At 42.0% G+C, this 19,370-nt stretch carries 8 protein-coding genes; 3 read left to right on the top strand and 5 right to left on the bottom strand.

Annotated elements, in window-relative coordinates:
* The first annotated feature begins 24 nt into the window (after positions 1-24).
* From ACNOGP_RS20390 to ACNOGP_RS20380, 3 genes are read left to right on the top strand one after another with little or no spacing between them, the layout of a single operon-like run.
* A complete protein-coding gene (locus tag ACNOGP_RS20390) occupies positions 25-2,889 on the top strand; it encodes a glycoside hydrolase family 3 C-terminal domain-containing protein (RefSeq protein ID WP_418213579.1) in 2,865 nt (954 codons plus the stop codon).
* A 23-nt stretch (positions 2,890-2,912) separates the two neighbouring features.
* Positions 2,913-4,631, top strand: coding sequence for a family 43 glycosylhydrolase (locus ACNOGP_RS20385; RefSeq protein WP_418213578.1), 1,719 nt, complete (start codon positions 2,913-2,915; stop codon positions 4,629-4,631).
* Positions 4,632-4,635: 4 nt separating this feature from the next.
* Complete coding sequence (locus tag ACNOGP_RS20380) at positions 4,636-7,197, top strand: glycoside hydrolase family 3 C-terminal domain-containing protein (protein WP_418213577.1); 2,562 nt, start codon at positions 4,636-4,638, stop codon at positions 7,195-7,197.
* Between the two features lie 478 nt (positions 7,198-7,675).
* Here ACNOGP_RS20380 and ACNOGP_RS20375 read toward each other — a convergent pair whose 3' ends face one another.
* The 5 genes from ACNOGP_RS20375 to ACNOGP_RS20355 are packed head-to-tail and all read right to left on the bottom strand — an operon-like array spanning position 7,676 to position 18,989.
* Positions 7,676-10,387 (bottom strand): hypothetical protein, encoded by a 2,712-nt coding sequence (locus ACNOGP_RS20375; protein WP_418213576.1) that lies wholly within the window; start codon positions 10,385-10,387, stop codon positions 7,676-7,678.
* Between the two features lie 37 nt (positions 10,388-10,424).
* Positions 10,425-12,287: a DUF5010 domain-containing protein gene (locus ACNOGP_RS20370; RefSeq protein ID WP_186967052.1), complete on the bottom strand. Its 1,863-nt coding sequence runs from the start codon at positions 12,285-12,287 to the stop codon at positions 10,425-10,427.
* Between the two features lie 33 nt (positions 12,288-12,320).
* Positions 12,321-13,685: a hypothetical protein gene (locus tag ACNOGP_RS20365; RefSeq protein WP_287666368.1), complete on the bottom strand. Its 1,365-nt coding sequence runs from the start codon at positions 13,683-13,685 to the stop codon at positions 12,321-12,323.
* Positions 13,686-13,706: 21 nt separating this feature from the next.
* Complete coding sequence (locus tag ACNOGP_RS20360; RefSeq protein WP_186967050.1) at positions 13,707-15,695, bottom strand: SusD/RagB family nutrient-binding outer membrane lipoprotein; 1,989 nt, start codon at positions 15,693-15,695, stop codon at positions 13,707-13,709.
* 15 nt (positions 15,696-15,710) lie between these two features.
* A complete protein-coding gene (locus ACNOGP_RS20355) occupies positions 15,711-18,989 on the bottom strand; it encodes a SusC/RagA family TonB-linked outer membrane protein (RefSeq protein WP_418213575.1) in 3,279 nt (1,092 codons plus the stop codon).
* Positions 18,990-19,370 lie beyond the last annotated feature (381 nt).

The following is a 19,370-nucleotide window of genomic DNA, read 5'->3' as shown; positions in this document are numbered from 1 at the left end:
AATTATATTTGAAAAAAGCATAACATGAGAAACAAAATGAAATGGATGTTGGCAATAGGATTATTATCATGTTCTGCGGTGATGGCGCAACAACAGAGCGATATTATGTCAGTATCGGCTTCTGTGAATGCGGAAAGAGCTGCATTGGCTGTTGATAAAAATGTGAAAACGATGTGGACGTTGCCGTCTCAGGCGTTGAAAGCCGAACAATGGTTAATGTTCACTATCCAGCAACCGGGGGATGTTTGTGAACTGGACCTCCAGATGCAGGGAATCAATAAGAATGATCTGAAAGGATTATTGGATATTTATGTCACCTATGATCCGATGAATCTGGGAGATCCGGTGGACTATCAGGTGAGTGGGAGCGATAAATCAATGAAAGTCAAGTTTACTCCTAAATATGGCGCTCACGTCAAGTTGAATTTTAAACCCGGAAAAGCGGATAAACCTTTTTCATTGAAGGAAATTACCGTATATCTCACGGAAAAAGTGCTGACAGACAGCAAAGGGAAAGTGACCGACCGTCCCTATATGGATGCATCACTCCCCGTAGATGAACGGGTAGAAAGTTTGTTGGCTGTAATGACTCCGGCAGATAAGATGGAACTTATCCGTGAGGGATGGGGAATTCCCGGTATTCCTCATTTGTATGTACCGCCTATTACAAAAGTGGAGGCAGTACATGGATTCTCTTATGGCAGTGGGGCTACCATTTTCCCCCAGGCTCTGGCAATGGGAGCTACCTGGAACAGGCAACTGACGGAAGAAGTAGCAATGGCTATTGGAGATGAGACGGTGATAGCCAATACCAAACAAGCATGGTCACCGGTGTTGGATGTAGCTCAGGATGCACGTTGGGGACGTTGTGAAGAAACGTTCGGAGAAGACCCGGTATTGGTCTCTCAAATGGGAGGTGCATGGATTAAAGGATATCAATCTAAAGGATTGTTTACTACTCCCAAGCATTTCGGTGGGCATGGAGCGCCTTTAGGCGGGCGTGATTCGCACGATATAGGTTTGTCCGAGCGTGAGATGCGTGAAATACATTTAGTACCGTTCCGTCATGTGATTCGTAATTATGACTGTCAGTCGTTGATGATGGCTTATTCCGACTATATGGGAATTCCAATTGCAAAAAGCACAGAATTGTTGCAGCAGATTTTACGTCAGGAATGGGGATTCAATGGTTTTATTGTCAGTGATTGTGGTGCTGTAGGTAACCTGACTTCCCGTAAGCATTATACGGCAAAGGATAAGATCGAGGCTGCCAATCAGGCGTTGGCTGCCGGAATAGCAACCAACTGCGGTGACACTTACAATAATAAAGAAGTGATTCAAGCTGCAAAGGATGGACGTATCAATATGGAAAACCTGGATAATGTATGCCGTACAATGTTGGCTACCATGTTCCGGAATGAGCTTTTTGAGAAGAATCCTTGCAAGCCTCTCGATTGGAAGAAAATCTATCCGGGATGGAACTCGGACAGTCATAAAGCTATGGCACGTCGGGCAGCCTGCGAGTCGATCGTGATGTTGGAAAATAAAGACAACCTTCTACCTTTATCAAAGGAACTTCGTACGATTGCAGTTCTGGGTCCCGGAGCAGATGATCTTCAACCGGGTGATTACACTCCGAAACTTCAACCGGGACAGTTGAAATCTGTATTGACCGGTATTAAGGCGGCTGTAAGCAAACAGACTAAAGTGCTTTATGAAAAGGGGTGTGACTTTACTGAAACGGGTGTAACAGATATTCCTAAAGCTGTGAAAACCGCTTCTCAAGCGGATGTTGTAATTATGGTGCTGGGAGACTGCTCGACGAGCGAGGCTACTAAGGATGTGCGTAAAACATGTGGTGAAAACAATGATTTAGCCACTTTGGTCTTGCCGGGTAAGCAACAGGAATTGTTGGAAGCGGTTTGTGCAACCGGAAAACCTGTAATTTTGATTCTTCAGGCCGGTCGTCCCTATGATCTTTTGAAGGCTTCGGAAATGTGTAAAGCTATTCTGGTAAACTGGTTGCCTGGACAAGAAGGCGGACCGGCTACGGCAGATGTTTTGTTTGGTGATTATAATCCGGGTGGTCGTTTGCCGATGACTTTCCCACGTCATGTAGGGCAGCTTCCTTTATACTATAACTTCAAAACTTCGGGACGTCGTTATGAATATGTAGATATGGAATATTATCCTCTTTATCGTTTCGGATACGGATTAAGCTATACTTCGTTTGAATATTCGGGATTGAAAGTACAGGAAAAACCGAATGGAAATGTGACGGTTGAGGCTACCGTGAAGAATATAGGAAACCGTGCCGGTGACGAAGTTGCCCAATTGTATGTTACGGATATGTATGCCAGTGTAAAAACACGTATCATGGAACTGAAGGACTTTACCCGTATTCACTTGAATCCCGGAGAGTCAAAGACTGTCTCTTTTGAACTGACACCGTATGATTTGTCATTGCTTAATGACCGTATGGATAGAGTAGTTGAAAAAGGGGAGTTCAAGATTTGTGTTGGTGGTATGAGCCCTGATTATAAGGCAAACAATGAAATTAAGCATAGTGTAGGTTACAGTGATAAGAAGAGAGGGGTATCCGGAATACTCAATTATACGCATGAGTTCGGAGCTGATTTTGCTCTCTCTGTATCGAAAGTGGAAGAGAATCTGTTGAAAGACCAAAAGACTGTATGGGTGAGTGTGAAGAATGGCGGTACTTTGATGGATACCGGTAAGGTGGAAATGTTTGTTGACGGTAAGAAGATGGGAGATGCCATTCACTATGAACTCGGGCCGGGAGAAGAAAAGTTGATTCCTTTCAAGCTGAGCAAAGATAATAAGCAGCCTGTTGCTTTCACTACCAAATATAAAATGGTTGCTTTATAGAGGTATCAATTTAGGAAAACACAATGAAAGGAACCACCTCTATAATAATTGGTATGTTGTTGGCAGGAAGTGTCACTTCCTGCCAATCACAAAAGCAAATAGCCGCTCACCGGATTGTTGCTAACCCGATCAATCTGAATTATCGATTTCAACCGAAAGACGAGTCTCGTCGTGAAGCCGCTGATCCGGTATTGGAATACTTCAAAGGTTATTATTATCTGTTTGCCTCCAAGTCCGGAGGATATTGGCGTTCCGACAATCTGGCGGACTGGGAGTATATTCCTTGTACAACTATTCCCACATTGGAAGATTATGCTCCTACGATTCTTCCGATAGGAGATACATTGTACTTCACTACCTCTAGTGGGAAAACTCAAATATTCAAAAACGCTCATCCGGAAAAAGATACATGGGAACCGGTAGATACGAAGTTGACTTACCGATTGCATGATCCGGCGTTTTATAAAGACGATGATGGAAGAGTATATATGTATTGGGGATGTTCGGACAAAGATCCCATAATGGGAGTGGAGGTAGATCCGCAGGATGGCTTCAAGGCTATTGGGGAAGCTAAGGCATTGATCGAACATCATGGTGATAAATATGGTTGGGAAGTTCCGGGAAAGAATAATGAAGAGCCGCGTCAGGGATGGAATGAAGGTCCTTGCATGCTGAAACATGAGGGACGTTATTATTTGCAATATGCAGCTCCGGGTACTCAGTATCGAATTTATGGTGATGGAATCTATGTCGGCGACAGTCCTTTGGGGCCATTTGAATATATGGAGGATAATCCGTTTTCCTTTAAACCGGGAGGTTTCATTGGTGGAGCCGGGCATGGGCATACTTTCCGCGACAAATATGGAAATTATTGGCATGTGGCGTCTATGACTATTTCTGTCCGCCATTGGTTTGAACGGAGGCTAGGGCTTTTCCCCGTTGTAATTTCTCCCCGCAAAGGTATGTACGCTCATACGGTTTGGGGAGATTATCCATTTTATATTCCGGACCGCAGAGTTGATTTTAGTAGGAATAATCTCAGTATAGGCTGGAATCTACTCTCATATCGGAAACCTGTTCTTGCATCTTCATCCCTTGCAGGATATGAGCCGGATAAGGTAAATGACGAACAAATAGAAACGTGGTGGGCTGCTCAAACCGGAAAAAAAGGAGAGTGGTTACAGGTCGATTTGGAAACTCCGTTGTCCGTGAATGCTATACACGTGAATTTTGCCGATCATAATTTTAAGGTTTTTGCACCGCATCCTCCAGTAGTCTATCAGTTCGTTATTGAGGGGTCGACGGATGGAAAAGAGTGGGTGAACCTTGTTGATGAAAGAGATAACAGTAAGGATGAGCCTCATCGTTTGTTCACATTAGATAAATCTGTAAAAGTCAGATATCTGCGGATCAGTAATGCAAAGAACATGGATGGCAGTTTCTCTTTATCCGGTTTCCGTGTATTTGGTATGGGGCAAGGAATTGCTCCTTCTAAAGTGACAGGATTCCGAGCTGTTCGGGATCAGCAAGACAAGCGGATCTACCGTTTTACTTGGGATGTTCAAAGAGGGGCTACGGGCTATGTATTACGCTGGGGAACTCAAGAAGATAAGCTGACTCATGCAGTGATGGTTTTTGATAATCAGTATGAGGCTCGTTATTTTAATCGGGATTCGGAGTATTATTTCTCAATTGAAGCTTTTAATGAAAACAGCTCCGATCTACTAAAGAGTACAAGATAGAAAAATGAGTATAAAAGAAATAAGAAAGTTTATATTGGCGGGTGTTCTGTGTGGAGCACCTTGCCTTTTTTCATACGCACAGGAATTGTATAAGAATGAAAATGCTCCTGTGCATGAACGAGTGATGGATTTGATTTCACGTTTGACGGTGGAAGAGAAAATAAGCCTGCTTCGTGCCACTTCTCCCGGTATTCCCCGTCTGGGCATTGATAAATATTATCATGGTAATGAAGCATTGCACGGAGTTGTCCGCCCGGGACGTTTTACGGTATTTCCACAAGCTATCGGACTGGCAGCTACATGGAATCCCGAATTACAAAAGCGGGTAGCTACTGTGATTTCGGATGAGGCGCGCGCTCGTTGGAATGAACTCGATCAGGGGAAGAATCAAAAAGAACAATTCAGTGATGTGCTGACTTTTTGGTCACCTACCGTGAATATGGCTCGTGACCCTCGTTGGGGACGCACGCCGGAAACGTATGGAGAAGATCCTTTCTTAAGCGGGGTGATGGGAACGGCTTTTGTGAAAGGATTGCAAGGAGATAATCCGCATTATTTAAAGATTGTTTCTACTCCCAAGCATTTTGCTGCCAATAATGAGGAACACAATCGCTTTGTCTGTAATCCGCAAATCTCGGAAAAGCAACTGCGCGAATATTATTTCCCTGCTTTTGAAATGTGTGTGAAGGAAGGAAAAGCCGCTTCCATCATGACTGCTTATAATGCGCTGAATAATGTGCCTTGTACGCTGAATTCCTGGCTTTTGCAGAAGGTGCTGCGTCGGGATTGGGGATTTCAGGGATATGTGGTATCCGATTGCGGAGGACCTTCTTTGTTGGTCAATGCGCATAAGTATGTGAAAACCAAAGAAGCGGCTGCCACGCTATCCATTAAAGCCGGATTGGATCTGGAATGTGGAGATGATGTGTATGATGAATATCTGTTGAATGCTTACAAACAGTATATGGTTTCGGAAGCGGATATTGACTCGGCTGCCTATCATGTGCTGACAGCTCGTATGAAACTGGGACTTTTTGATGGTGTGGAACGGAATCCGTATGCTAAGATTTCTCCATCGGTAATAGGTTCGAAGGAACATCAGACGGTAGCTTTGAATGCTGCCCGCGAATGTATTGTCTTATTGAAGAATCAGAAAAATATGCTTCCGCTTAATGTAAAGAAGCTGAAATCAATAGCTGTTGTGGGGATTAATGCCGGTAAATGTGAGTTTGGTGATTATAGTGGGGCTCCGGTAGTGGAACCGGTTTCTATTCTGCAAGGTATCAAGAACAGGGTAGGCGATAAGGTAAAGGTAGTTTATGCTCCTTGGAAATCGGCTGTCGACGGTTTGGAACTTATTCAAGGAGAGAATTTCCCGGAAGGACTGAAAGCGGAATATTTTGATAATACCCGTTTGGAAGGTACGCCCAAAGAGCGCAAGGAAGGTTGGATCAATTTTGAACCAGCCAATCAGGCACCCGATCCGTTCCTTCCTAAATCTCCTCTTTCCATTCGTTGGACAGGAAAGTTGAGACCTACCATTTCCGGGCATTATACTTTTAGCTTTACTTCGGACGACGGTTGCCGTTTACGTATTAATAATGAGATGTTGATTGACGCTTGGAATGGGCATTCCGTATCTACCGACTCTGCATCTATCTATCTGGAGGCGGGAAAAGACTATCAGCTACAGGCGGAATATTATGATAACCGGGATTATGCCATTGCGAAGTTACAATGGAAAGTGCCGCAAATAGGAAAGGCTACCCGGCTTGATTTGTATGGAGAAGCAGGAAAGGCCGTTCGTGAATGTGAGACTGTTGTTGCCGTAATGGGAATCAATAAATCGATTGAACGCGAAGGGCAAGACCGTTATGGCATTGAACTTCCGGCAGATCAGCGTGAATTCCTACGGGAGATTTATCAGGTGAATCCGAACATCATTTTAGTTTTGGTAGCGGGAAGTTCTTTGGCCGTTAACTGGGAAAATGAGCACTTGCCGGCCATAGTGAACGCATGGTATCCCGGTGAACAGGGAGGAACAGCTGTTGCAGAGGTTTTGTTTGGAGACTATAATCCGGCGGGTCGTTTACCGCTGACTTATTACAAGTCTTTGGAGGAACTTCCACCCTTTGATGATTATGATATAACCAAAGGACGTACTTATCAGTATTTTAAGAAAGACGTGCTCTATCCGTTTGGTTACGGACTTAGTTATACGACTTTTAAATATAGTAATCTGGAAGTAACTGATGCGGGAAAAACGGTGAATGTATCATTCACGTTGAAAAATACAGGTAGGCGGGCTGGCGATGAAGTGGCGCAAGTTTATGTTAAATTGCCGGAAGTTGCAGGTGGTACGCAAGCTATCAAACAGTTGAAAGGTTTCCAACGGGTTGCTTTGAAGGCAGGAGAAAGTAGGAAAGTGGAGATTACGGTTGATAAAGAGCAACTTCGGTATTGGGATGAAAAACAGACCTGTTTTGTTGTGCCGCAAGGTTCGTTTACTTTTATGGTAGGGGCTTCATCCAGTGATATTCGTTTGGAGAACACTACAATTTTGTAGTGTTCGTCATTTTAAAGTAGTTTTCGTTATCATGTGATAAAAAGGAAGGGTATCTTGAAAATAGGAGGAGATAGTAAATATTAGGATGAAATATCGTTTAATATCTGATTAATTATACCTGCTCTTGCTTTTCATAGATAGATTTCGTATCTTTATAGTTTTTACTCCTTTTGAAAAGGAGTGGTTGTCTTATAAGGTGACATTCGTCACGCTATAAAGTGCCATTTATCCCTTTACAAGGTGACAATGGTCACGTTATAAGGGGACTACTTCCCGGCTACATAAAAGTACCTAGTTTTTCGCACTGAAAGTCTTTAATCTCCGCACTGAAAAGTCTTATACAATAAGAGATTTTAGATAAGAATCAATGAGAAGCCCTACCGTAAATAGAAGCTTTTAGGCTTATTGCTTTACGGTAGGGCTTTTTTAAAGACTCTTTTACTAGAATCTATTTTTTGAAGATATTGAACAGGGGGTATTAGTTCTCTACAAAGAATATAATGTTTTGAGTTGAATAGTCGGTGTTGAAGACAACTTTGAATTGAACATTTCCACCGTCCTTGGGTGCAGTTACTTTAATTTTAAAGTTATCTGGATCTGTTACAGTGAAATAAGAACCACAATCGCCTTCTGTATTTAATTTGAGTTCAGCCCTTCTTTTACCAAAATATGTCTTGCAATAATCAGTTATTGCTAATCTTCCCAACTCATCGCTATATTTTACCAATGCGGGAAGTTTTGCTCCGGTGAGCTTATTAGGACCGCCATAAACATCCCATGCACAACCGTTTCTCCAAAAAGCTATATTCCCGAAGGCTTTTCCTAAATCATATTCTTCTCCTGCTACAAGTTCCTTCAATTGAGAGTGTGCTCCGTTAGTCAGATCTTTTACTTTGATACTATATCCTGTGCTTATCACGCCTGTGGCATTTGGATTTTTGTCATAGTTCAAATAAGTGATATTATCGCCCGGATTGAAAGTCGGGTCTTTGATGAACCACCGTTCTTTACCGTCAGATTGTACTTCTCCTTCTCCTGCATTAAATTTCCATGAGAACTGAATGCCGACTTTATCTTTGTCACCGCCAAGTTCTGAAGGCTTCTTGTTCAATAAGTTGTATTTGTATAACTCATTGTCGTTCTTTACTGTTAATGTGCCATTTTCAGCATGCCAAGCAAAACTGCCATCCCATTTCTCTTTTACATACTGATTCTGGTCATTTTCATTCATAGTAAATACAAATTCTGCATCTGTAGGTTTGAAGTTGTATAAACTACGGAAATCAATATCTGTGAAGTTATAGCCTTTTTCTGTGTCGTATATACCGGGAATAGCAAAGTGGCTACCATAATAGAGATCTCCTTTGGGTAGTTCTTCGGGCTTCTTATCTATACCGCCTTTAGCATAAATCATCACTTCTAATTCCGGTTTCTTAGTCGGATTCTCTATCACATAACTTGCTTTTACATTACCAACATAAACTCCTATTTGCTTGCCATTGTGGTCGAAATTCTCTTTATCCGTTGCTTCTTCATTCATAGCGAACAAGTTAGCGTTTTCTATATTTTTTGTTTGTGGACCTACCAATAAATAGCTTTTCTTGTCAGTTGCATCGTAATAGAGACAGACTTCTCCATTAGCTAATGAACGTTCTTTTGAAATGTCAGAGAGAGAAGTTGTCATTTCGATAACTTTCCAAGTCTCATCGGGTTGTTTAGCACCTAGTTTCCATGCTTTGGATGTGGTGACTCCTAAACTTTCCAGACTAGTCTGGCTGTTGCTAACTTCGATGACTTTCGTTCCTTGATAAAGAGTCTCAATGTCGCTTAACATTTCTGTTGCTCCGGATAATTCAATACCGCTTTTAGCAGTGCTTTCATCTTGAGAATAAACTAGAATTTCTTTAGAAAATTCTTCTTCGGCTACGATATATGTTACTTTCAGTTTTCCTGTTTTGTTGGCACCGGTAGCTGTTAATATGCCTTTTTCAGTCACAGCAAAAGTGTTGTTGGGATTATCAACCAATTCATATTCTACTTTTACGGTCAAATCTCCGAAACCTAGTTCATCGACAAATTTCACTTCTCCGGATTCTCCAAATCCCCATCCTATGGCTTTAGAAAGATCGAGACTTTCGGTACTGATGAATTTGAGAGATTCTGAACTTTGGTAAAATTCACGGGTTTCGCGGTAAGCAAACTGACCTTCAGATGCGTTGTATGAAGTCGGCTTCACAACAAAATAATTAGAACTGGTCGTTGTCTTATCCAATGTGATCTCCAACACGGCTCCATAATACTCTGCCGGCATATCTTGCGGAGTGAGCTCTACGGTCAGAATACCGTTTTCGTCCAATTTACCATTGTTAAGAGCTTCTACCAACAATTGAGGAGCAGCCGCACGTGTCAGCTTTAACTCGTGTATATCCGCACAGGCAAAAGTCGCTTCAGATAAGTCTATATCTTTAGGCAGAATTTTAAACTTAGCGGTTGCGGTATGGGCTGTCACTACTTCGCCTTTTGTATTTGTATAGCTGGCAGCTTCCAGGTATTCATCTTCCTCAAAAACGAATTGTTTCTGGAAAAGAATAGAACTAATGCCACTAAAACCACCACCTTGTATAGGAAGAATATAATTCTCTCCGTAAATATAGATAGAAAGTGTCTTGTTTTCCTTGTTCTCGGCAAGAATAGGTGTTTCCTTGTTTACTGTGATACTGGTCTGTACCAATGATTCGGTTTTCTGGATGTAGATATATCCATTGCTCTTGTCATAGTACAATTGATCTTTTTCTGTGCCGGGAATTTCTTTTTCAGTACCTGATTCCAGCACTTTGTTCCAACCTGCTCCCTTATCGCTACTGTATCTCCATGTACCATCTTCTATTTTAAATTGATAGAAAGGGGTTGCTTTGTTCGAAGCTTGTACATATAGTTCGTCGCCGTTGCTCAATACGATTGTGTACTGTGACTGGTCCTCGCTGGGATACCAACTTTGTACTGTCAGATTGGCATTCAAAGCAGCTTCAATCTTTTCCTTGAATCTTTCCATATCAGATTCAACCGTTGTGATACGGTTGTTCAAGCCTTCAATATCGTCGTCATAGTCCTTACAGGAAACGACTCCTGTTCCTAATGAAAACAACAATGCTCCATAGAGGACGTTGTTTAATAATCTTTTGTTCATCATAGGTAAATTTTTAGTTTAATAATTATTTTACTTTTCTTTATTTCTCTGCAATGATTTCCACATAATTCAAGCTGATCTCACCCTCGGATACTATCAGATTGAGGTCTGCATAGCCGCGTGTGTCACGGGAATAAATAGCTACCTCGGCTTCTTCCCAAGTTCCTCCTGTGGCAGGAAGGCTTATGCTTTTTGCCATTGTATCACCGATCAGACAAGATACAGTAGCTACGGTATTGCTGGAGTAACGGAACCGAATTGTATTCTGTCCGCTTCTGAAAGGCAATTCTTTCCATTTTAACGTGTTCAAGTCTTCTGCTGTAAGGTCAGTATGCCATCCACCGCTGTATTTGCTGTCCTCACAACGTTTTACTACAAATTGTTCGGGGGCATTTGTCATCTCTTGCTCCGTTAATGATGTCTCAATCTTATTTCCGGAAACAGTTCCTTCGTAACAGAAGTCACAGGCTTCCGCTTCCAATCTCTGTTCCATGGGGAAAGGATGATTGCCGTATTTGCGGAGCAAGTTGATGCGTTGGTTCGGGTAGTCATAGTAGGTTCTGTCCTTACTGCGCCACCAAGCCGCATTTTCGGCTACATCGGTAAATCCCTCAAGAAATACTAAGTCCGGTTTCATGTTGAGGAAGGACTCGAACATTTTAGTGGCGAATTTACCATGATTAGCATCAATAAACTGATAATTTGGACGACTACGTTCACCTTGAACGAATCCCGGACATCCACTGCCTACTTTAAAACCCTTGAAATTGTAAGAAGGGATATAGGTATTGTAGATTAAATTTTCGTTATATACGTCTTCTGACATATCCATAGTAGGAACGGCAAACCAGTTGTGAATACCATCCAGATAGGGACAATCTACCAATGAGTAATCACGGTCTGTCCATTCGCGTTGAACGATAAGGAAAGGGCGTACGCCGAATTCTGCGTTAAAGTCATCACTGATACACTTCAGAATATAACTCAGCTTGCCATTGTATGCGTCCGCTTTGGTATAATCAAGACCGGTAGTGCTGACATATTTATTGGGGTATTTGGTCATTAACTCACCAAGATAGCTATCTTGTAAGAAACCGTTAGGATTCCAGAAAAAAATGACCGGACGTCCGTTTATCTCAAACCAATAGTCACGTGGCATATTTTCAAATGCCGGCTTCAGGTTGGTATCCCAGATGTAGTAATAGATTTCCTTACGAAACTCATTACCTGGCCCTTTCTGGTCTTCTTTTTCCGGATCGAGGAATAATAACGGATAATGTGAACCTTCTACTCGTGTGCCATTTTTAAAAGGTTTACTGTCGTAACCGTATCCTAGATGAGAGTTGCGTGCTGCCGACCATGAAGCCGGCGTATCATCAAAGATGGCGATTTTGAATTTATTCTCCAGACCTTTACGTTTAATGGCTTCTATCATTTTAGGGAGTAGGGTGGGACGCCCGTGGTCTACACCACTTGCTTCACCACGACAGTTCATGGCAACGTAGTCCTGACCGCTATAAGCGATTTCTTCCACAAAATTATCCCACCAATCTGCTTCGGTGATTGGAGAAGGATAAACCTGCTTTTTCGGTTCTTCAGCTTCTGGGGTTATAGGTGGTTCCGGAGCTATTTGGTCGGAATAGGCAGAAGCTATGTAACGATAGAATAAAGAGCGATTGTACATGACAGTACTTTGAGTGAAAGGGATATCCATTTTTGTTCGCAAGTCGCCTTCAAATCCTGCCAATGTACCCAATTTGTAAGAACGAACGATTTCCTGTTCGATTCCCTGCTCGCCTTCTCCTGAACCTCCGCCGGCATTTTCCGTATTATCATCCGAACATGAGTAGCAGAAAGCTCCCAAACTTAGCAGACATATATATTTAAAATACTTATTTCTCATATTTATTTTAATTATTAAAGAGTTGACATTTACTTAATTCTTCTTGAATTGTTGACGGGTAATTTCCAGATAAGTTTTTCCATATCCGTTTCCATATCCTTCTACTGTAGGCTCAATGAATGAATTGAAGTTATATTTGTTGTAAGAGTCGATAAAAATCAGTCGGTTACGTCCGGCGTTCATTTTTGCAACATTACATATTGTACGGTAAGTAGCAGGATCTTTTGTCACAATCGGAGAATTACCGATGGAACCGCGACCGTCCTGGACAAGCTTATTCCATGCCGGACCTATGGTAGGAATGAATTCCATGCTTCCATTACCAAAGCTAGGCAATGCGGTTTCACGGTTGTATTTCCAGTTCTGGTCTATCATTTGCGGATACATATAAGAACGGCTCACTTCACTTTGGTCGTACATATTACGACTGGCTACTGCGTCTACCTCTCCTTGCATATAGAAGTACTGATAACGCATTTGGTTACACCATACGTCAGCACTTTCCACTACAATGTAAATGTCGTATCCGGTGGCCTCTTTTACAGCCTGGCGGATGCCGTCATACATTGCTTTGGAGTTTTGCGCGTAGATTTCACCTGTCTTGTTCTTGATATAAACCATTGGACGTGTACCTCCTACCTTATAGTAACTTTCGTCGGAAAAGAAACATTTACCGATTTCACTAAAGAAATTGTTGAGCAATTGCTGGCGAGTATATTCCACACCATTGTACGTTTTTCCGGCAACATTTTCTATACAACTGCTTGAAGAGAGTTTGGGAGGCAGATCAACGATAGCGTTCCAATTGATACCGGCTACGATTTTCATCGTTTTTAAATCTACAAAATCTCTGCCCGGCTGTCCCATGTGTGGCATAGGTAACTTATTGCCTCCTCTTCCTGAACGTCCCAACATCATGGTAACGAACAAGGAATCACCTCTACTAAGTCTTGTGCCAGGACCTTGGTTGAGGTCTACACCTACTTCGGGAAGTATCATAAAATCGGCTCCCGCTTCGATACAGTCATCCACGTGCTGTTGGATCATGGGAATCATACGGAAACTTTGGCTACCTGCATCCGGCTGTAGGAAACCTTCCTTTTGTGATTCGGGCATTACTTGGGGAGTCAGATTATTATAATAACTCTTTGCACTGAGTTCCTCGTCTGTCAGCGTCAGGATCTCCCAACGGGTAAAATTAGGATCACCATTTGGAATACCGGTAATATCGTTTCCTCTGTTGTAGAAAATTCCTACCTGATAGTCTTCGGTGACAGGTATTTCCGGAATCTCATAATTCAAGAAGTGATCGTCAATGCTCGGCCCTTCGTCTTCCTTGCACGCAGCAAAAAGGAGTAAAGCAACAGAGCAAACGGTAGTGTATTTCATTAGTTTCATAACTTTCTTATGTTTATTTTATTAATTGTCTTCTTTTATACGTACATATCCAATACTTGCTGCCAGACGTTCTTCTCCTTGCAGATGGGAGTATTCAGGATAGTCTTTGAGGACATTATCATAAAATTCCTCCAATGTATCTCCATACCAGTGCGCCACCATCTCGTTGTTGTACATCAGGTATCCTTCTTTCCAACGATCGTACAAGCCTTCTTGATTGTATGGACCTCCAATGCCCAAAGGAGTAAAGAAGTTATCGTTGAAATTGTTATCGGGACGAGGTGTCTGCGATGAAGATTGCAACATACGGCAGGCTTCACGGTAATAGTTCATATTCCAGTTGCGCTCGTCTATCGGATATTGTAATCGTTCGGGAATCGGATCAAATAAGTTGGCGCCATAAGTTCCATAATTGTTTTCCGGATTATTGTAGAAGAAGGGCGGGAATTTCATAACACGTGTTCTGCGTTCCAGTGTCCATCCGGCAAATCCGTTAAAATAGCTGGCAAAGTAGCGTTGTTTCCATACTTGTTCCAGGTTATTCTTGTAACCGCCTTTTCCATTGATATCCGCTTTGTAGAAGTTGCGGTAGTCATGACATCCTAAACCATTGGTGTTCCATTTAATGCCGTTACGTTCCATATACTCGGAGATGCCCGTAGTGACACCGTATTCGTTCATGGAAGCACTGATGCCGTTATAGTAGTACTGTTCCGCACTTTGCGGTAATGCTACGTTCACACCCCACTCGTCTTTGCGCAATTGAATTTCAGCTAACATAAAGTTTACTTCCGCACATGTCAATAGCTTTACAGTAGCGTCTTGCTTGATGAAGTCGCGTGGCAATAAAGCGTAGGTATATCCTTCGATACTGACTGACGCCGTAGAATAAAGGCTTTGAAGGTCATTGTTGTGCTCATCTTTGCCTACAAGCCATCCGCTTGGTGTCTGTTTCATTTCGAAACGAGGTAAAAATGGGACTCTATAAGATACCTGTACGAATTTCTTTTCTACTGTCGACCATAAAGAGTCTCTTACTACTGCACGATGATCACCCGAATCGTCGTTGCGTGATGTTTGTGCGTATTTGCTCAGACGGGGATCGTCATACGAACGCATATAACAGAAGAAATATTCATTCATGGCAGGATAGGTTAGACCGCCGAGTTCGGTTTCTAACTTAGTGCCCAGATCGAATTCTTTCAGGATACGTTCGTAGTATAAAGAAACATCAGAGTTGGGGTCCGTTCCGTAGCGTCCCATAGCGTTATCGCTGTTGGAAGTGAACAAATAGTTACGATTCGTTTCATTCAATGCTTTAGCCATTTGCTCACGTGCCATAGAGATCGCTTCTGGGCTTTTTTTCATGTTCATCATGCGGATGGCTACATCCAGACGTAATGAGTTGGCAAATTTGCGCCATTTCTCGATATCGCTTTCACCGTTAGCACCGGGATAGAAAGGATCTTTCAGCATTTTCTCACCGCTAGGGTCGAATGTCTCTACTGCTTCGTCCAGCCAACGGAGGATTTGTATATTTACTTCAGCTTCACTGTTATAGTAGTATACATTTCCGTAAGTTTCTTTACAAGCGGCGTCCATAGGCACCGGTCCCCAAGTGGCAGTTAGTACAGAATAGAGATATGCTTTCCATGTGGTCAATATTGCCCAATAGTTTCCGTTGGAATCACGGTCATATTTCTCTTCCATGATGGCTACGTCTCCTAAAACCTTTTTATAGAAGTTATAGAATCTGTCGCCTATGTTGTCCATGCTTTTGGGAGCAGTCCATGAAACTACATAACGTGCCATGTAGGCATAGTGGTTGTAGTTCATTTCGGACAGTACATTCAATGACTTATAGATAGTTCCCGGAAATATCTTTTGAATATCGATATCCTCCATATAAAGTTTGTTAGGATTCTGATTCGTTGCGTCGAAACTATCCACACACGAAGTAGCCAGGCCTAACAAAGCTGCTGTACATAGTGTATATAAGTACTTTTTCATTGTTGTTGCTGTTTTTTAGAAAGTTATCTTAAAGTCGAAACCATAGGTGGAAGTCGGCAAATTGAAGCCTCGTTCCAAGCCTTGTTGGATACCCATAGAAGAAGTAGCTTCGGGATCGATACCTTTTGGAGTCTTTTGGTGGAGAATGGCAACGTTCCTACCCACAGCCGAGATTCTCATAGACTGTATGAAACCGATCTTTCTCAACCAGTTTTTCGGGATGTTATATCCTAAAGAAATTTCTTTCAGTTTTACATAAGAAGCATCGTATAAATATAACTCGCCGTTTCTACCGCTATCGTTAGTCCAATAGTCAATCGGCTGAATCCAGGCTTGACAGGGCTGTCCGGCCAGTCCCGGTACGGAAGCGTCATAAACAGCTCCGGGAATATTCATACCTTTGGGACGGGAAGCATCCATATAGATGTTACTCATACCGTTGGGCACATATTTGGAATCCAATGTACCAAGATATCCTGTCTGGTCACCTTCATTTAGGATTAACTTGGAGAATAAGTGTTCTTCACGTCCTCCAAGTGACATGATTGTTCCTGCGTTGCGGGAACCTATAAAAGCCGTTTCCGACCAAACGTGCCCACCCATACGGACATCGAATAATGCGGAGAATGTAAGGTCTTTCCAACGGAGGGAGGTTCGGATACTGCCTGTCCATTTGGGCTCTACGTCCGCGAGGAATTTGGCTTCACCTGATAGCGGACGACCGTTGGCACCTACCAATACTTGTCCTTGCTCGTTTCTTTTCCAAGGCTCGCGGCAATAGAGGCTTACTAATGGCTCACCTTTGACAATGCGTAATTCCACACTATTTTGTACAGTAGTCAGGGTCATGTAATCCATTCCATTGGCCAATGAGACAACTTCTGAATTGTTCTTTGCCCAGTTAAAATCAACTTTCCATTCCCAGTCTTTATTTTGGAAAGGAGTGATACCTAATGTTAATTCATATCCCCAATTCTTTACTTCACCGGCATTGAATAACGCTTCTCCGTATCCGCTCACACCATTGATAGTGGAAGTTAGGATTTGGTCCTTTGTATTCTTATTATAATAAGTAAAGTTTAAAGAAACGCGGTCTTTCAGGAAACGAAGGTCAAAACCAGTCTCGAAAGAGGTTGTGCTTTCCGGTCTCAGTGTATTTGTTTTGCGTTTGTTTTCACTTTCAAACCATGCCATATCTCCTAAATAAGAATTGTTGTAGTTAAAACCGTTCAATAATTGGTCAAAGCCGGTATCGTTACCTACCTTAGCGTATGAAACACGGAACTTGGCATAAGACAACCAGTCCTTTGGAATGCTTTTTACTAGTTCTGTCAATACAAAGCTGGTTCCATAAGAGGAATAGAAATAGGAGCGATTGTCAGAGGGTAGGGCTGATGACCAGTCATTACGGCCTGTTACATCCACATAGATAAAATCCTTGTACCCTAAACTGGCTGTTCCGTATATAGCCTGTTTCTTTTTAGCATTGTATTCCGGCCATGTTCTGATGGTAGCGCCATTGTTTGTCAGGGAGACAAAGTCTTTGGTCGCCAATGTACCGATTTCTGAGTTTTCTTTTTTAAAGAGGAAGTCTTGTGCATTAGTACCGATACTGGCGGATAGATTGAAATCTTTCCATGTCTTGTTGTAAGATAGCATGGCTTCGTACGTATAGTTACGTCCTTTTTCTGTAAATTCTTTGTAGAAACCGTCAGCGTCTCCCGGAGTATACATATTGCGGAATTCATAACCTTGCTTCATGTTTAAGTCGAGCGCTGCCTTTAAACGTAATTTCAGGTCGTTGGTGATTTTGTAATTCAACGTGATATCTGCCAATAACCATTCACCTTTATCTTGGTTGGAAAGTTCGTTCAACATCCAAACCGGACTTTTGAATAGAAGAGAGGTTGGTTTGCCGTTTTCGTCTTTCCAAGGATACATTTCGCCGACAGATATGTCACGTGGCATATTGATCAGTGTATAAATAGGGTTACGGTCAGAATTGTTGCGGTATGAACGGTTGTTAACGTGTTCATGTGTATAGCGTCCGTTCAAGTCAATATCAAATTTCTTTGTTAGTTTGATATTGGTTCGTACATTGAATGAGTTACGTGTTAGATTGTTCAAACCTTCCAATACATCGTTACTGCGTAGGTTTGTATAGCCGATACGAGTTGCAACATGATCTGTAGAACGTTCTACGGAAACACTGTTTGTCCATGCATAAGCAGTTTGATACATGGAGGTCGTGTTCTCCGGAGTAGGAATATAGGATTTTATTTCTCCATTCCGACCTACTACTTGCATTCCTAACATCGGCATACCCCATGAGCGTTCACCGTAACCTCCGTCCAATCTGTTAATACCGTAGGGGAGATTGGGATCATAAGGTACTTTGATGTCGTTTGCAAATGTATTGGCTTTATTGTTTTCAAATTGATTGATGTGTCCGCTACCATATATGTTTTGGTATATGGGGTATTGTGAGAACTCGGTAAATTGCACATTGGTAGAGTAGGTGACTCCCCATCCCGAACGGTTACCTGCCTTCTTGGTAGTAATTAAGATTGCGCCGTTGGCTGCATCCGAACCATAGAGAGCAGAAGCATTAGCACCTTTCAAAACTACAATGTTCTCGATGTCATCAGGGTTGATGTTGTTGGCTGGGTTACCGTAGTCGATTTCACCGTCTAATACATTGTTAATAATAGGTACACCATCAATAACATAAAGTGGCTGGTTATTACCTGAAATAGAATTGGCTCCACGGATTCGTACGGTGGCAGATCCCGCCGCGCCATTGGAGATCACTTGCAACCCTGCTACTTTTCCTTGTAGCATATTGACAAAACCCGCATCCCGGGTTTCGGTCATATTCGCTACATCCATCTTCTGAAAAGCAGTAGAAAGAGATTTCTCATCCCGGCGCAGGTCCATTGCTGTTACTACGGTTTGTTCCAGCATGACGGCATCTTCTTCCAATGTCACGTTTAATACATTTTTTCCTTTTGCTACATTGAATGACTTGGCTTTAAAGCCAATGTAGGAGAATTTTAATACAGCACCACTTTCAGGAATCTGAATAGAGTATTTACCATCAAGGTCGGTTATTACACCTTTTGTACCGCCCACTATCACAACGTTAGCACCGATAATAGGCTCACCTTGCGCATCGGTCACTGTTCCCTTTAACGTTCGGTTTTGTGCTTGTATGACCGAAACACTGAACAGCATCAAAATAAAAATGAGACTTCTTTCATAATATCTCATGTAGTTAGAAAATCGTTGTTTCATGTTTTTCATGAATTTATTTATGAGTAATCACTAAATTAAGAATAGTCGGATGAGAGGAGCCTGAATCATATTAAGCTCATCATACAAACTAGATTAAGGGTTTCTTTCTTTATTCATAATATGTTTATCATTAAGATTAATTTTCTGCAAATGAACTGAAAGACAATAAAAAAAAGAGGATGTTTGCAATTAATCGGGGATTAAAAAACAATTAAATGTGAATTAATCCTTTATTTTTCTTATAATCATGCTTTTGTTTGATTATGAGGGATGAGAAGCAAGGATGAAGAAATCCCTCTCACTAGACTTCATGATTAAATGTTTCAATGAAAAAGTGAGAGGGAAAAATTATAGATAAAAAAAGTTTTAGAAATAATATTC

Origin of the sequence: Bacteroides difficilis (genome assembly GCF_048319815.1) — a bacterium.
GTDB lineage: Bacteria > Bacteroidota > Bacteroidia > Bacteroidales > Bacteroidaceae > Bacteroides > Bacteroides zhangwenhongii.
The sequence above is the reverse complement of the archived record's forward strand: the minus strand, read 5'-3'. Positions and strand labels throughout refer to the sequence as shown.

Excerpts from the sequence above, each read along its gene's own strand:
- ACNOGP_RS20365 (WP_287666368.1), bottom strand. The coding sequence starts at position 13,685 with ATGAAACTAATGAAATACACTACCGTTTGCTCTGTTGCTTTACTCCTT.
- ACNOGP_RS20355 (WP_418213575.1), bottom strand. The coding sequence starts at position 18,989 with ATGAAACAACGATTTTCTAACTACATGAGATATTATGAAAGAAGTCTC.
- ACNOGP_RS20380 (WP_418213577.1), top strand. The coding sequence starts at position 4,636 with ATGAGTATAAAAGAAATAAGAAAGTTTATATTGGCGGGTGTTCTGTGT.
- ACNOGP_RS20390 (WP_418213579.1), top strand. The coding sequence starts at position 25 with ATGAGAAACAAAATGAAATGGATGTTGGCAATAGGATTATTATCATGT.
- ACNOGP_RS20385 (WP_418213578.1), top strand. The coding sequence starts at position 2,913 with ATGAAAGGAACCACCTCTATAATAATTGGTATGTTGTTGGCAGGAAGT.
- ACNOGP_RS20375 (WP_418213576.1), bottom strand. The coding sequence starts at position 10,387 with ATGATGAACAAAAGATTATTAAACAACGTCCTCTATGGAGCATTGTTG.
- ACNOGP_RS20370 (WP_186967052.1), bottom strand. The coding sequence starts at position 12,287 with ATGAGAAATAAGTATTTTAAATATATATGTCTGCTAAGTTTGGGAGCT.
- ACNOGP_RS20360 (WP_186967050.1), bottom strand. The coding sequence starts at position 15,695 with ATGAAAAAGTACTTATATACACTATGTACAGCAGCTTTGTTAGGCCTG.